Source organism: Caballeronia mineralivorans PML1(12), assembly GCF_001028175.1.
GTDB classification, from domain to species: domain Bacteria; phylum Pseudomonadota; class Gammaproteobacteria; order Burkholderiales; family Burkholderiaceae; genus Caballeronia; species Caballeronia mineralivorans.
Genome location: NZ_AEJF01000004.1, coordinates 23,908 through 38,590 on the forward strand (window position 1 = coordinate 23,908; position 14,683 = coordinate 38,590).

The window sequence follows — 14,683 nt, forward strand, 5'->3', positions numbered from 1 at the left end:
GATCAGAACGACTCCTGCAGCATCCGCCGATAATCGTCCGCACTTGCCTCGCGCGGATTGGTCTTGTGGCAATGATCGGCGAGCGCGCCCTTGATCACCTTGTCGAACATGCTTTGCTCCACGCCCATTTGCGAAAGACGCGTCGGCAGGCCAAGACGCTCGGTCATGTCGTGGACAGCTTGAGCAAGATCGGCATCGGCGGGAAGATTCATGACGCGGCGCATCCGCGCAAAACGCTTGTCGGCCACCACGCTCGGCGCGCTTTCGTTAAAGCGCAGCACAGCGGGCAAAACGACCGCGTTCAGCGTGCCATGATGCAGCCCGGTGCGGCCGTTAATGACCAGTCCGCCCAGCGGATGCGACAGCGAATGCACACAGCCGAGACCCTTCTGGAACGCCATGGCGCCCTGCATCGACGCGCTCATCATGTTCAGGCGTGCATCGCGATCCTGGCCGTCGTGCGTCGCCCGTTCGATATGAGCCCAAGCGCGCTCGAGCCCATCCAGCGCGATGCCGTCGGCGGGCGGATTGAACGCCGGCGCGAGAAACGTTTCGATGCAATGTGCGATCGCGTCCATGCCGGTCGCGGCCGTGAGCATGGGCGGCAAGCCCAGCGTCAATGACGGATCGCAGATAGCCGACTTGGGCAGCAGATGCCACGAGTGAAAGCCGAGCTTGCGGCCATCGTCGAGAATAATGATTGCTCCGCGTGCCACTTCGCTGCCCGTGCCCGATGTGGTCGGAACAGCGATCAGCGGCGCGGCCTGAGCGGTGATCTTGTTACTGCCGCCTTCGATGGTTGCGTACTCGGTCAGCGTCCCCGGATGCGTCGCCGCAATCGCCACGCCCTTCGCCAGATCGATGGACGAACCGCCGCCCACCGCGATCAGGCCATCGCAAGCTTCGCTGTTGTAGAGCGCGGCGGCTTTCATCACCATCGCTTCGGTCGGGTTCGACGGGGTTTCATCGAAGATGGGAACAGCGCCCGCATCCAGATTCATCGCCTGGACGGTTTGCGATACCAGCCCCGCGGCCAGGACGCCTTTGTCCGTGATGACCAGCGGCCGCTTGATGCCGACGCGCGCGCATTCGCTGTCGAGCATGCCGAGCGCGTCGTAACCGAGATGGATGTGGGTGACGTAGAAGATGAAGGCCATGACATGTGTCCGCGGTTGAGTGAGGCGTCCGGCATGTTAGAAGGCCGACGGGGACCGCGTCAATTCATGCTAACGATGCCCTTACGCCGTCACTGCCCCGGACGGTCCACATATTCCACTGCCAGGCCGCGCCGGCGCATCCATTCCGCCACGGCATGACCCGTTCCCGCGCGCCACGGCCGAAGTTTTGCCGGCTCGACTAGTCGATATTCGAGCAATTCCGGCGACAGCGCGATCGTGCCATTGGCCTTCACGTGATACGCGATAATCAGCTCGTTCTTGCGGATGAATTCGTACACGCCGACCAGTTCCACCGATTCCGCGACGAGCGACGTTTCCTCGCGCACTTCCCGGGCGATGCCCGCCTCGGGCGTCTCGCCGTTCTCGAGAAAACCCGTGATCAGCGCGAACATGCCCTCGACCCACGCCGCGTTGCGCGCGAGCAGGATCTTGCCCTCGTACTCCACGATCGCCGCGACCACCGGCAGCGGATTGTTCCAGTGCACGAAGCCGCACTCCGGGTCCGGACACGCGAGGCGCACACGCCCGCCTTCGTGACTGGCATCGGCACGTTCGACCAGCTTGTTGGCATCGCGCGGACAGAAATGGTATTCGATCATGGTCTGAGGTTGGAAAATCGAAAAGTCAGTGGGCGGCGCAAAGTGCGCGGATCTCGGCGGTGAACTGTTCCACCGTTTCCGGCAGCGTGTCCCACGCACACATGAACCGGCAGCCGCCTGAACCGATGAACTGATAAAACTTCCAGCCCTGGTTGCGCAGCGCCTGCGCCACCTGTGGCGGCAACTCGGCGAACACCGCGTTGCCCTGCGGCTTGAACATCACCTTCACGCCTTCTATGCCTTCTAGCCGCTCGGCCATCAATTGCGCCATTGCATTGGCGTGGCGCGCGTTGCGCAGCCAGACATCGTTATTGAGCAGGCCGAGCCAGGGCGCCGAGATAAAACGCATCTTCGACGCAAGCTGCCCCGCCTGTTTCAGCCGATAGGCAAAGTCCACGGCCAGCGCTTTATCGAAGAAAATCACTGCCTCGCCGACTGGCAGGCCGTTTTTCGTGCCGCCGAAACACAGCACGTCGACGCCCGCGCGCCACGTGATTTCAGACGGATGCACATTCAGCGACGCCACCGCGTTCGCAAAACGCGCGCCGTCCATATGCACTTTCAGATGACGGCGTTTTGCAATAGCCGCGATCGCGCGAATTTCTTCGACGCTGTAGACGGTACCCACTTCCGTGGATTGCGTCAGCGTGACGACCTTGGGTTTCGGATAGTGAATGTCAGCGCGACGCGTGACGATCGCTTCGATGGCATCCGGCGTGAGCTTTCCGTCAACACCCGGCGCCGTCAGCAATTTCGAACCGCCCGAGAAGAATTCGGGACCACCGCATTCATCGGTTTCGATGTGCGCGAGTTCGTGACAGATCACCGAGTGATACGACTGGCAGAGCGACGCGAGCGCCAGCGAATTGGCCGCTGTGCCGTTGAAAACGAAGAAGACCTCGCAGTCGGTCTGGAACAGGTCGCGGATGCGGTCGCATACACCCTGGGTCCAGGAATCGTCGCCGTAGGCCGGCTCGTGGCCGCTGTTGTTAGCTTCGATCAGCGCGGCGAGCGCTTCGGGGCAGATGCCGGCGTAGTTGTCGGAGGCAAAATGTTGCATGCGGTGGGATGACCAGGGCAATGGTGGGCGTGGCCGTCATTTTAGCGGGTCGCGCGCGAGTGCGCGGAGACGACAATAAGCGCCACGCCGCTGCTCTCGGGCCGGCTGCCCGGCTACAGGGGGGTTGGCTGGCTGCGGTGGCCTGCTGCGCTTTCTTGTCCTTTTTGCAAGTCGTGTACCTGTCGATTGGCTTGCGGTTTGGCGATTCACGTATGCGTCAAGACCGCCGCTCCCACGGCCGAAAAAAAGCCCGTTCTGTCAAAACAGAACGGGCTTTTTCAAACTGCTCAAGTGCGCGTGAAAGTTGATCGCTTAAAGCTTGCTCTTCACCCAATCATTGACACCAGCCAGCGCCGCCGCCAGGTTTTCGGGCTCGGTGCCACCCGCTTGCGCCATATCCGGCCGGCCGCCGCCCTTGCCGCCAACTTGCTGCGCGACGAAGTTCACCAGCTCGCCGGCTTTCACCTTCTTCGATGCCTCCGCCGTCACACCTGCAATCAGGCTGACCTTGTCGCCATCGACGGCAGCCAGAACGATCGCTGCGTGCTTCAGCTTGTCCTTCAATTTATCGACGGTTTCGCGCAACGTCTTGCCATCCGCGCCCGGCAGTTGCGCCGCCAGCACAAACACGCCGCCGATCTCGACCGCCTGCGACACCAGCTCGTCGCCCTGACTGGAAGCGAGCTTCGACTTCAGCGCGCCGAGCTCCTTTTCAAGCGCCTTCACGTGTTCCTGAACCTGCGTGATGCGCTGCGTGAGCTCGGACGGTTGCGCCTTCAGCACGGCGGATGCCGCGTTGATCCGTGCATCGAGTTCCTGCACGAAACGCACGGCGTTGTCGCCCGTGATCGCTTCCACGCGGCGAATCCCTGCGGCCACGCCGCCTTCCATCACGATCTTGAACAAGCCGATATCGCCCGTGCGATGCACATGGGTACCGCCGCACAGTTCGCGCGAGAAGCCGAGGTCGAGCACGCGCACTTCGTCGCCGTATTTCTCGCCGAACAGCGCCATCGCGCCGCCCTTCACCGCTTCGTCGTAAGGCAACACGCGAACGATGCTCGGCGAATTCGCCAGCACTTCGGCGTTGACGATCTCTTCCACGCGACGAATCTGCTCGTCCGTCATCGGCGCGTTGTGCGCGAAGTCGAAGCGGGTCTTGTCCGGATCGACGAGCGAACCCTTTTGCTGCACGTGGGCGCCGAGCACTTCGCGCAGCGCCTTGTGCATCAGGTGCGTGGCCGAGTGATTGCGGGCGGTGCGAAGACGGCGAGCCGTATCGATTTCCGCCTTCACCACATCGCCCACTTTCGGCGTGCCCTGCTCAACCGTGCCGTGATGGCCAACGACGTCGGACTGGACCTTCAGCGTATCGACGACCGCGAAGCGCACCAATGCGTTCGCGAGTACACCGTGATCGCCCGCCTGACCGCCCGATTCGGCGTAGAACGGCGTGTGATCGAGCACGACAACGGCCTGCTGGCCCACGTGCGCCTCTTTCACCGAGGCACCGTCCACATAGAGCGCGACCACTTTGGCGTCGTCGAAGATTTCGTTTTCGTAGCCGTGGAACGTGGTTTTTGCGCCAGCGTAATTGAGGCCTTGTGCCGACTTGAACTTGCCGGCCGAGCGAGCCTGTTCGCGTTGACGCGCCATGGCTTCGTCGAAGGCAGTTTCGTCAACCGTGATGCCGCGCTCGCGGCATACGTCGGCCGTCAGATCGAGCGGGAAACCGAAGGTGTCGTGCAGCTTGAACGCGAGTTCGCCGTCAAGTTGCTTCGAGCCCTTGGTGTCGAGCTGCGCCAGTGCCGTTTCGAGCATCGACATGCCATGTTCGATCGTCTCGAAGAAACGCTCTTCTTCCTGCCGCAGAACGTCCGTCACGCGTGTTTGCGCGTCCTTGAGTTCCGGGTATGCCGCGCCCATTTCCTCGACCAGATCCGGCACGAGCTTATGGAAAAACGCGCTTTTGCGGCCGAGTTTGTAACCGTGGCGGATCGCGCGGCGCACGATCCGGCGCAGCACATAACCGCGGCCTTCGTTGCCCGGAATCACGCCGTCGACGATCAGGAACGAGCAGGCGCGAATATGATCCGCGATCACCTTCAGCGAATTGTTCGTGAGATCCGGCGTGTCGGTTTCGCGGGCTGCAGCCTTGATCAGCGCCTGGAACAGGTCGATCTCATAGTTGCTGTGCACATGCTGGAGCACGGCGGCGAGGCGCTCGAGGCCCATGCCCGTATCGACGCTCTGCTTCGGCAGCTTCGTCATGTTGCCCTGGGCGTCGCGATTGAACTGCATGAACACGAGATTCCAGATCTCGATGAAGCGGTCGCCGTCTTCTTCGGGAGACCCCGGCGGGCCGCCCCAGACTTCCGGGCCGTGATCGTAGAACACTTCCGAGCACGGGCCGCAGGGGCCCGTGTCGCCCATGGTCCAGAAGTTATCCGATGCGTAGCGCGCGCCCTTGTTGTCGCCGATACGGATGATCCGTTCTTTCGGCACGCCGATTTCGTTTTCCCAAATGCCGAACGCTTCGTCGTCTTCCTCATAGACCGTGACCGTGAGCTTTTCCGGCGGCAGTCCATAGACTTTGGTCAGCAGTTCCCAGCAATAGTGAATCGCGTCGCGCTTGAAATAGTCGCCGAACGAGAAGTTGCCGAGCATCTCGAAGAACGTGTGATGGCGGGCTGTGTAGCCGACGTTTTCGAGGTCGTTGTGCTTGCCGCCGGCGCGCACGCTGCGCTGCGAGGTCGTGGCGCGCGAATACGGACGGCTCTCCGTTCCGAGGAATACGTCCTTGAACTGGACCATGCCGGAGTTCGTGAACAGCAGCGTGGGATCGTTGCCGGGCACAAGGCTCGACGAGCGGACGATCGTATGGCCCTTCGATTCAAAGAACTTGAGGAATTTCTCGCGGATGTCGGCGGCTTTCATGGCGTGCGGGTCTGCTGTTTTGTACGGCGGCGGCGCTTGGGGCGGAGCTTCTGATGTTTGTCGCTCGCGCGCGAGGGCCGGGTGCCAAAATGGGATTGTCGATTATACGGGGTTTGGAGGGGGGTTTTTGCTCGCGCCGGTGCATGGGGACGATGTCGGCGGTCGAAGCGCGTGATTTCGGTTACCCGAGCGCGTTTGTTTGCACCAGGTTTTACTGGCAGGGTTTTGCCAGCGGGGCGAGTGTTGTAGCTCGCGCAGGTGGAAGGTTTTAGGCTGTGCGAATGTAGTTCGATTTCGGGCTGCGGCCCCCAGCAGCGCCCCGAAATCATCCCACATTAGCCGCTGGCAAAAGCCCTCGTATCGGCGAAGAGCGAAAAACTTCCGCCCGATCGCAGCTTCCGCCCTATCGCACGCCTGCCCCGATCAACCCGCCTGCTGCCGCACCCGCAACCGTGCCGATCGGACCGCCCGTCAGCACATAACCCAACGCGCCGCCGGCAGCCGCTCCGATGCCCGCATGCGCCTGCGTACGGCTCATCGCACAGGCCGAAAGCGACGCGATCAGCACGCCAATTGCAGCAACCCGAAAAGAAACCCGCGTGATCTTGTTCATGGTGAAGTTTTCCTTTTTATCGTCGATACCGCTCGCGCTCCGAACCTTTCAATTTCATTATTTCAGGACGCGAAGCCATCTTAAAATCCTCCCGCCATTGCCGACAACGCGATTTACCTCCCGTTACGCCCGATACATCCGGTATCGGAACGCCCATGCCCCGGTTACAGACTCAGCCGATGCAAGTCGCAAATCCAGTGGAGCGCGCAGGTGTCGCAGCCGCGCCGCACATCGCGGCAAAATGCGGGCCCGCGCTGTCCCGACCCTGTTGCTAAGGTAGAATCGAAAGACCAGATAAGTCTTACCGAACGCAAGCCGCACGTCTTCAACGCTAGCGCCCTCGTCCGCTCTCTCTTTCTCGCATGAACACCGATCGCAACGACGCTCCGGCGGTAAATAATTTCATCCGCAATATCATTGACGAAGACAATCGCAACGACAAATGGTCGCAGCGGGTCGAGACGCGTTTTCCGCCCGAGCCGAACGGCTATCTGCACATCGGCCATGCGAAGAGCATTTGCCTGAATTTCGGCATCGCGCGGGATTACGGCGGCGTCTGCCATCTTCGTTTCGACGACACGAATCCGGAAAAGGAAAGCGTCGAATACGTCGACTCCATCGTCGACGCGGTCAAGTGGCTCGGTTTCGACTGGAACAAGGACGGCACCGAACACCTGTATTTCGCGAGCGATTACTACGACCAGCTGTATGAATTCGCGGAGCTGTTGATCGAGCGCGGCCAGGCGTACGTAGATAGCCAGTCGGCCGAAGAGATGCGTCTGACGCGCGGTTCGGCCCAGGAGCCCGGCAAGAACTCGCCGTTTCGCGAGCGCACGCCCGAAGAGAATCTCGAGCTGTTCCGCCGCATGAAAGCGGGCGAGTTCAAGGAAGGCGAGCATGTGCTGCGCGCGAAGATCGACATGGCGTCGCCGAATTTCAACATGCGCGACCCGGTCATCTACCGAATTCGTTTCGCGCATCATTACCGGACCGGCGACACATGGTGCATCTACCCGATGTACGACTACACGCACTGCGTATCGGACGCGCTCGAGAACATCACGCATTCGCTGTGCACGCTCGAATTCGAAGATCACCGCCCGCTCTACGACTGGTTCCTGAATCGACTCGCCGATGACGGCAAGTTCACGCGTCCGCTGCCGCAGCAAATCGAGTTTTCACGACTCAATCTGACCTACGCTATCACCAGCAAGCGCAAGCTGCTGCAACTGGTGACGGAAAATCACGTCGACGGCTGGGACGATCCGCGCATGCCGACTATCGTCGGCGTGCGGCGTCGCGGTTTCACGCCGGAAAGCATTCGCCTCATGTGCGACCGCGTCGCCGTGACAAAGGTGGATTCGTGGATTGACATGAGCGTGCTGGAAGGCGCGTTGCGCGACGATCTCGACGAAAAGGCGCCACGCGCAATCGCAGTGCTCGATCCGCTCAAGCTGATCATCGACAACTATCCGGCAGGCACGAGCGAAACCTGTAGCGCGCCGGTTCATCCGCATCACCCCGAGCGCGGCACGCGTGAATTCCCGTTTTCGCAGGAACTGTGGATCGAGCGCGAAGACTTTCAGGAAGTACCGAAGAAAGGCTATTTCCGCTTGTTCCCGGGCAACAAGGTGCGGCTCAAGTACGGCTTCGTGGTGGAATGCACGGGCGCGGACAAAGACGAAAACGGCAACATCACGGCTGTGCATTGCACGTATTTCCCCGACAGCAGGTCCGGCACGGAAGGCGCCAACGGCTACAAGGTCAAGGGCACCATCCACTGGGTCAGCGCAGAAGGCGCGTACGAAGCCGAAGTGCGACTCTACGACCGCCTCTTCAAGGAGCCGCAACCGGGCGCGGGCGGTGCAGAATTCCTCGACGCACTAAACCCGGATTCGAAGCGCATCGTGCGCGCTTATCTCGAACCCGGTGCGCGCAACGCAAACGCCGAAGATCGCTACCAGTTCGAACGCCATGGGTATTTCGTGGCCGACCGCGTCGATTCGAAGCCCGGCATGCCGGTGTTCAATCGCATCGTCAGCCTGCGCGATAGCTGGACCAAGCCGGCTTAAAACCATTGGCGCGTCCGCTGGACGCGCGCACATGTTGTGGGGGATGCTTTGCAACTCACCTTGCCAAGGTCGTTCGTCCGCGCGTGGCGCGCATCGTGCGCGTTCGCGCTGCTCATCGCGGCGCAAACGGCTTTCGCAAGCACGGCCGACCCGTCCTCGCCTACGTTACGCAAGATCGCCGAGAACGACACCATCGTCCTCGGCGTGCGCGAGTCGTCGGTCCCCTTCTCCTATCTCGACGCGAAGCAGCGGCCCATCGGTTATTCGCAGGCCATTGCGCTCAAGATCGTCGACGAGGTCAGGCGCCGGCTGCAAACACCCCGCCTCGCGGTGAGCACGGTGGTCATCACATCGGCGAATCGATTCTCGTATGTGGTCAATCACCAGATCGATCTGGAGTGTGGCTCGACCGCCCATATTCGCGAGCGCGAACAACTGGTGGCGTTCTCGAACAGCTTCTTCGATTACAGCATCCGGATGGTGGTGAAGCGCAAATCAGGCATCCGCAACTACGCCGATCTCGCCGGCAAGACGGTATCGACAACGGCGGGCACATCCGACGAGCAGTTGCTGCGGGAACTCTCTCTGAAACAGAAACTCGATCTGCGGATCATCAGCGCGAAAGACCACGCAGAAGGTTTCGACGCGTTGAAGACCGGCCGCGCCGTGGCGTTCGTGATGGACGATCCGTTGCTGTATGGAAAGATGGCCCAGGAAGGTCCGGCCCAACACGAGTACATGGTCACCGGCGATCCTCTGGCACGTGAGTCCTATGCATGCATCATGCGCAAGGGCGACCCGGTCTTCAAGAAACTGGCCGATGATGTCATTGCCGGCATGGAGCTTTCAGGCGAAGCCGCGAGACTCTACGACACGTGGTTCATGCAGCCCATTCCACCCGAGAACATGAACTTGCGGTTCCCGCTTTCGCCGGAAATGAAAGCGTTGTTCGCTAATCCCAACGACCGCGCATCTGATGACTGATGGCGTGCCGCGCCTTCAGGCTCACGCGAGCGTTTGATGCAATTCGGCAAGCGACAGCGTGGTCTGGAAAAGGCGCGCGAGACTACGGCTTGCGTACTGATCGACATCGACGGGCGTGACCCATCTGTACGCGTCCATTTCCGGGATCATCGTGCCGTCCCGGCGGCGCGGAAAATACGATTCGCACACACACTCTTCGAGCTTTACTTCTTCGTCGCTCACTCGCACCGCGAACAGATGCAGGTCCTTGTCGCGGCGATAAACAAAGCGCCCCAGATCCTTCAGCCGCTGCGCCTTCAGCACAATCCCGGTCTCTTCGACGAGTTCGCGCAACGCCGCTTCCACCGGTTGTTCGTGCGGCTCGCCCTGACCTTTTGGAATATCCCAGTGCGACGTCTCGGTCGCGTGACACAGCAACACGTCGCCTTGCGTGTTCAGAATCACGATGCCGCACGAAACTGTCCGCTCGGCCATCAAGCGGCCTTCCCGATTCGCGATACGGCGTGAGGAGTGCCCACGGGCTGGTTGAAACAGGTCACTATGCCCATTTACCGCCGTCCGGCTTGCAGGCGGTGGGTGCCCAGGTCTGCGTCTGGCCCTTGGCTTGAGCCACCATGGTGAGCTTGCGACAGGTACGCTCGCCGTTCTTGTTCGTATCCAACGGCGTGAGCGTGCCTTTGAGTGCGACCGGGTTGCGAGCGCCTTCGTTGTTCCAGTCGAGCGACTCACCGTCCTGCTTGGTGTCGTGCGCCGAGTGTGCCGCGTTGTTGAGCGCCTGCAAGTCGCGCTGCTTCATGTAGGTGATGGGCGTGTTGTTGAGAAACCCGAGGTTAGCCGCCTCTGCCGCGCCGCTGGCAAGCACAACGCAGCTTGCGATCGGTTGCACCGAAATGCGCTTGAGCGCGCGAGTTGGATATGGCATTGAAACACTCTTCCTCGTTGATATTGATATTGAATGGGCTTTCGTCGTTATAGCGTTCGTTATTCGCGTTATTTGCGTTTCAGAAACGATCAAGACCAGCTGATAAATAGCGATCGACAGGGGTCGAGGATAGCATGAGGTCACACGTGTGTTTTGCAAGCGCCGAATCGCCGCCAACTGGCCATGCAGTGTGATTTTCAGATCAAACCGAGGCTATCTCAGAAGTGTCCGATAGAGCCATGGGAGGCAGAAAACTATCATCGAAAGCTTGTCGACTTCGCGTCAAATCCGATCATGGACACCCCTCTCGCTGCCGCCCTGACGCCCACGCTTTATGGCTGGATGTGCTTCGACATTTCGATTTCACACATTGCGTCATTAGCTTCGAAGCATCGCTTATTCGACGCGCAAACGCATCGCCGTTATGGTCGACGACATCTCTTTGCTGCATAGGAATTGCCATGAAAAAGCTGTGCCTGTCGTTATCGTTCGCTGCTGCGTTCGCGTTGTTGCCTCTGTGCGCATCGGCACAAGATCCGGGGAGTTCGTCACCCAGGCAATTGCGCATTGGGTATCAGAAAGCCGGTCTGCTTGCCGTGCTCAAGGCCCAGGGTTCGCTCGAGCAAAAGCTAAAGCCGCTCGGCTATACCGTCAGTTGGTATGAGTTTCCAGCCGGGCCGCAATTGCTCGAAGCGCTCAATACAAGCAACATCGATTTCGGATACACCGGCGCGCCGCCACCGATTTTCGCGCAGGCCGCGGGCGTGAATTTTGTTTATGTCGGCGCCGAGCCGGGTGGACAAACCAATGAGGCGCTGTTCGTCAAAGCCGATTCACCGATTCATTCGCTCGCCGAGCTAAAAGGCCGGCGCATCGCGTTGCAAAAAGGATCGAGTTCGAACTTCCTGCTGCTTGCAGTGCTGCAGAAGGCCGGCTTGACACTCGACGATATCCACCCGGTTTATCTCCCACCCGCCGACGCCCGCGCAGCCTTCGAGAATGGCGACGTCGATGCATGGATCGTCTGGGACCCTTACTACGCCGCCGCGCAAAAGGCGTTGACGGTGCGTACGCTCGCCGACTACACCGGTTTGCCGAAGCCGTTCAATTTCTACGAGGCCACGCGTAGTTTCGCCACGCAAAATCCACAAGCGGTACGTGCCGTGATCGATCAGTTGCGGGCGACCGGTGCGTGGGTCACGCAGCATCCCGCGGACACGGCGGCGTTGCTCGCGCCCAAAGTCGGGCTGGACGCGGCGCTTGTGGAGACGTGGGTGCGTCGCGTGCCGTACGGCGCGATGCCGATCGACGAGAAGATTGTCGCGACCCAGCAGAGCGTCGCCGATACGTTCTATCGCGCGAAGCTCATTCCGAAGGCGGTGACGGTGAAGGACAACGTGTGGCAAGACCAGGACGCGCTGACAGCGCGGTAGGCGTGAGCTCTTTTTGAGAGCTTGCGAACTCGAACGAGCAAGACGCCGGTGAAACGCGGTCGAGCGTTGAGATGAACCCGAGGGTCTGGCACGGCAGGAGGGACTCGAACCCCCGCCCCTCGGCTTAGAAGGCCGATGCTCTATCCAGCTGAGCTACTGCCGCGTCGCAGATGATCCAGGATTTTACCTCATCGAAAGGATGCGAGGCCTCATTCCGAGACCTCGCTCGCTTCGATGCGTATTAAAACCGATCAAACCGGTTGCTGATGCAACATGAACCAGCCGAGGCAAAACGCGCCGGCGATCACGCAATACAAGCCAAACGCGGCCAGCCGCCCCTTTCCTTCGAAGTAACGCATCAGGAAACGCACGCTCAGGTACGCCGCGATCCCGGTCAACACGCCGCCGAGGACGGCATCGGCGAGCTGATCGGGCGCGTGGAACAGCTTTGGCAATTCAAGCACGCCGGCCGCGAAGATAATCGGGGTGCCGAGCAAAAACGAGAACTCCGCCGCTTTCTCCGCGCTCAACCCGGCGCCGATGCCCGCGATCATCGTCAGCCCGCTGCGCGAAAAGCCCGGAATCAGCGCGCCGATCTGCGCAAGCCCCACCAGGAACGCCTGCCTGAACGTGAGTTCTTCAGGCGCGCGCTCCGCCCGCGCACGCGTCAACCGGTCGCCGACCCACAGCAACACACCGTTGACCATCAGCGCAGCCGCGACAATGCGCAGATCGTGAAACAGCGCCTCGAGCCGCTTTTCAAGCACCAGCCCGACAATGCCCGTCGGAATCGTGCCGATGATCAGCGCCCACATCATGTGGCCATCGGCGTTTTTACGGCCGCGCAACGATCCGATAAACCCCGCTATCAGCGCAATCCAGCGCTTGCGGAAGTACCACAGCAACGCGAGCGCGGTACCCAAGTGCAACGCGACCAGGAACGGCAACAACTGCGGCGCGTGTTTGTCGATATGCATCCCGATCAGACCGGGCACCAGGAGCGTATGGCCGAGGCTGCTGACCGGGAACAATTCGGTCACGCCCTGCAGCACGCTCAGAAAAATCAGAAACCACAAAGTCACGTTGATCCTCTTTCGTTAGTGGCGACAGGCTCATAGCCGCGGTGCAGCATATGGCACGCAAACCGGCCGATTATGCCGGTCACCCAATGCAGCGCCAAGCCTTTGCGTTGCGCTTGATGTTAACGAAAGAAAATTGTTCGATTATTAAAATAATTTCGTAAGAATAAAAAAAGCCCATCGTAAGACGGGCTTTTTTTATTCGCTGCGTCACACCTGTGTCACGGTCGCAGCTTGTATAAGAACAGCAGCGTGCCCGCACCGAACGTGCCAAAAATGAACACTCCAAACATCATCGCCAGATCCATATCATCCTCGCCGTTCCGCAGGACCATCTTGATCGATGTGAGATCGTCAAGGCCGAAAAATGTTTCATCCGCGTTACATCGTGTTCGCATTATCAGGGTAGTGAAACCAGCTGTGTCAGTCGCAATTTCCCGGAAAGGGTTTCCCCGTAGAATTGAGCCGCCACATGAACGCACAACCTGCTCGTTGCTCGTTTGAACACTCACCCTAGGAGACCACCGACATGTCGTCACAACCCGAAGACATACTGGAAATCACGTTCGATGACGCCGTCCTCGAACTCGCGCCGCGCGCGGGCGGACGGCTGATGACGTGGCGCGTCGGCGGCGAACCGGTCATTTTCTGGCCGGCCGCGCCGGACTGGTCCAACTTCGTCAAGATTCGCGGCGGCAATCCGCTGCTGTTTCCGTTTCTCGGCCGCCATTTCGTCGATGGTGAGATTGGCAAGTGGCGCGATCCAGAAGGCGTCGTGCATGAACTTCCCATGCACGGTTTCGCGCGCAATCTGCCGTTTGAACATCGCAAAGACGCGGATGGGCACGGCGTGCGAATGACGCTCGTCGACAACGACTTCACGCGCCAGGGCTATCCGTTCGCGTTTCGCTTCGAGGCTGCGTACCGGCTGGTCGATGCCGTGACACTCGATGTGGAACTCACCACGTCGAACCCCGGCGAGGTGCCACTGCCCTACTATGCCGGCCATCATTTCTACTTTGCCCTGCCGCACGATCAGCGCGGCATCAGCAGCCTGGAATTGCCGCGCACGGAAACACGCCGGCAACGCGATGACGGCTCGATCAGCGACCCGGAAGCGGGCGCAGCCCGCTACGCGCTGGACGACGCCAGCATTCTCGATCGTTTCCACTGCTTTAGCGGCCCCTCCGACCACCCGGTGCGGCTCGTGACGCCGGGTTTGAAGCGCATGGTGAACTTCGATCTGCACCGCCCAGGCTCGGTGCCCTGGTACGCCGTCACCACCTGGACCGAAGCGCCGACGTCGGATTTCTATTGCATCGAGCCGTGGGTCGGTCTCCCCGATGCCATTCACAACGGCTGCGGACTACGCTGGCTCGCACCGGGCAAAACCGAAACGGCCGCGTTGCGGCTGAGCATTTCGCCAGTTGCGTGAAACGGCGAACAGACGGGGAACAAGTGGGAACGATGGTCGCTTCTGGGGGGCGGCGGCGCCGGGACGGTAAAATCGGACATTTCGCCGTTACGCATTCTGGTTTGTTTGCCGCGGCGTATTTGGGTTTGTCGGTTTGTGCGGCGCTTTGCGAGGTTTTGAGTTTGGTAAAAATAATTCGACGGCTGAGCTGCGTGTCCTTGATCGCAGTGCTCGCCGCGTGTGGCTCTGCGCCGGTCGGGCCGGGCTTTTATCGAGTAGAACGGGGCGATACGGTGTCGAAGGTCGCGCGTGCGAACCGGACATCGGCGCAAAACATCGCGCGCTGGAACAACCTCACCGACCCGAATGCGATCGAAGTCGGCCAGGTGCTG

13 protein-coding genes and 1 tRNA gene are annotated in these 14,683 nt (G+C 60.5%); 5 read left to right on the plus strand and 9 right to left on the minus strand.

Annotation, left to right across the window (positions count from 1 at the left end):
- Nucleotides 1-2 precede the first annotated feature (2 nt).
- From EOS_RS00525 to EOS_RS00545, 5 genes are all read right to left on the minus strand, one after another.
- On the minus strand, nucleotides 3-1,157 hold the full coding sequence (locus tag EOS_RS00525) for an iron-containing alcohol dehydrogenase (RefSeq protein WP_047844654.1): 1,155 nt from the start codon (nucleotides 1,155-1,157) through the stop codon (nucleotides 3-5).
- 89 nt (nucleotides 1,158-1,246) lie between these two features.
- Nucleotides 1,247-1,777: an NUDIX domain-containing protein gene (locus EOS_RS00530; protein WP_047844655.1), complete on the minus strand. Its 531-nt coding sequence runs from the start codon at nucleotides 1,775-1,777 to the stop codon at nucleotides 1,247-1,249.
- A gap of 25 nt (nucleotides 1,778-1,802) precedes the next feature.
- On the minus strand, nucleotides 1,803-2,837 hold the full coding sequence (locus tag EOS_RS00535; RefSeq protein ID WP_047844656.1) for a threonine aldolase family protein: 1,035 nt from the start codon (nucleotides 2,835-2,837) through the stop codon (nucleotides 1,803-1,805).
- A gap of 312 nt (nucleotides 2,838-3,149) precedes the next feature.
- Nucleotides 3,150-5,774, minus strand: a complete 2,625-nt coding sequence (gene alaS, locus EOS_RS00540; RefSeq protein WP_047844657.1) for an alanine--tRNA ligase — start codon at nucleotides 5,772-5,774, stop codon at nucleotides 3,150-3,152.
- Between the two features lie 403 nt (nucleotides 5,775-6,177).
- A complete protein-coding gene (locus EOS_RS00545; protein WP_047844658.1) occupies nucleotides 6,178-6,387 on the minus strand; it encodes a hypothetical protein in 210 nt (69 codons plus the stop codon).
- 362 nt (nucleotides 6,388-6,749) lie between these two features.
- Here EOS_RS00545 and EOS_RS00550 point away from each other — a divergent pair, with 362 nt between their 5' ends.
- Nucleotides 6,750-8,459, plus strand: coding sequence for a glutamine--tRNA ligase/YqeY domain fusion protein (locus EOS_RS00550; protein WP_047844659.1), 1,710 nt, complete (start codon nucleotides 6,750-6,752; stop codon nucleotides 8,457-8,459).
- Nucleotides 8,460-8,507: 48 nt separating this feature from the next.
- Nucleotides 8,508-9,443: a transporter substrate-binding domain-containing protein gene (locus tag EOS_RS00555; protein WP_082163167.1), complete on the plus strand. Its 936-nt coding sequence runs from the start codon at nucleotides 8,508-8,510 to the stop codon at nucleotides 9,441-9,443.
- 21 nt (nucleotides 9,444-9,464) lie between these two features.
- Here EOS_RS00555 and EOS_RS00560 read toward each other — a convergent pair whose 3' ends face one another.
- Entirely contained in the window at nucleotides 9,465-9,917 is a 453-nt protein-coding gene (locus EOS_RS00560; RefSeq protein ID WP_047844660.1) for an NUDIX domain-containing protein, read from the minus strand.
- 64 nt (nucleotides 9,918-9,981) lie between these two features.
- On the minus strand, nucleotides 9,982-10,365 hold the full coding sequence (locus tag EOS_RS00565; protein ID WP_047844661.1) for an RT0821/Lpp0805 family surface protein: 384 nt from the start codon (nucleotides 10,363-10,365) through the stop codon (nucleotides 9,982-9,984).
- A 461-nt stretch (nucleotides 10,366-10,826) separates the two neighbouring features.
- Between EOS_RS00565 and EOS_RS00570 the strand changes: the two genes are divergently transcribed.
- A complete protein-coding gene (locus tag EOS_RS00570) occupies nucleotides 10,827-11,798 on the plus strand; it encodes a sulfonate ABC transporter substrate-binding protein (protein ID WP_047844662.1) in 972 nt (323 codons plus the stop codon).
- Between the two features lie 86 nt (nucleotides 11,799-11,884).
- Here the strand turns inward: EOS_RS00570 and EOS_RS00575 are convergent.
- Nucleotides 11,885-11,961: transfer RNA gene (locus tag EOS_RS00575), tRNA-Arg, on the minus strand.
- Between the two features lie 88 nt (nucleotides 11,962-12,049).
- Entirely contained in the window at nucleotides 12,050-12,880 is an 831-nt protein-coding gene (locus EOS_RS00580) for an undecaprenyl-diphosphate phosphatase (protein WP_047844663.1), read from the minus strand.
- 526 nt (nucleotides 12,881-13,406) lie between these two features.
- On the opposite strand from EOS_RS00580, the gene EOS_RS00585 reads away from it, so the two are divergent.
- Together EOS_RS00585 and EOS_RS47845 are read left to right on the plus strand one after the other, a co-directional pair.
- Nucleotides 13,407-14,312, plus strand: a complete 906-nt coding sequence (locus EOS_RS00585; RefSeq protein WP_047844664.1) for an aldose epimerase family protein — start codon at nucleotides 13,407-13,409, stop codon at nucleotides 14,310-14,312.
- A 191-nt stretch (nucleotides 14,313-14,503) separates the two neighbouring features.
- A partial coding sequence (locus tag EOS_RS47845; RefSeq protein ID WP_047844665.1) for a LysM peptidoglycan-binding domain-containing protein occupies nucleotides 14,504-14,683 on the plus strand: 180 nt, incomplete at its 3' end.

What these genes read in the sequence shown, in the direction of transcription:
- EOS_RS00525 (WP_047844654.1), bottom strand. Translation starts at nt 1,157, where the DNA reads ATGGCCTTCATCTTCTACGTCACCCACATCCATCTCGGTTACGACGCG.
- EOS_RS00530 (WP_047844655.1), bottom strand. Translation starts at nt 1,777, where the DNA reads ATGATCGAATACCATTTCTGTCCGCGCGATGCCAACAAGCTGGTCGAA.
- EOS_RS00535 (WP_047844656.1), bottom strand. Translation starts at nt 2,837, where the DNA reads ATGCAACATTTTGCCTCCGACAACTACGCCGGCATCTGCCCCGAAGCG.
- alaS (WP_047844657.1), bottom strand. Translation starts at nt 5,774, where the DNA reads ATGAAAGCCGCCGACATCCGCGAGAAATTCCTCAAGTTCTTTGAATCG.
- EOS_RS00545 (WP_047844658.1), bottom strand. Translation starts at nt 6,387, where the DNA reads ATGAACAAGATCACGCGGGTTTCTTTTCGGGTTGCTGCAATTGGCGTG.
- EOS_RS00550 (WP_047844659.1), top strand. Translation starts at nt 6,750, where the DNA reads ATGAACACCGATCGCAACGACGCTCCGGCGGTAAATAATTTCATCCGC.
- EOS_RS00560 (WP_047844660.1), bottom strand. Translation starts at nt 9,917, where the DNA reads ATGGCCGAGCGGACAGTTTCGTGCGGCATCGTGATTCTGAACACGCAA.
- EOS_RS00565 (WP_047844661.1), bottom strand. Translation starts at nt 10,365, where the DNA reads ATGCCATATCCAACTCGCGCGCTCAAGCGCATTTCGGTGCAACCGATC.
- EOS_RS00570 (WP_047844662.1), top strand. Translation starts at nt 10,827, where the DNA reads ATGAAAAAGCTGTGCCTGTCGTTATCGTTCGCTGCTGCGTTCGCGTTG.
- EOS_RS00585 (WP_047844664.1), top strand. Translation starts at nt 13,407, where the DNA reads ATGTCGTCACAACCCGAAGACATACTGGAAATCACGTTCGATGACGCC.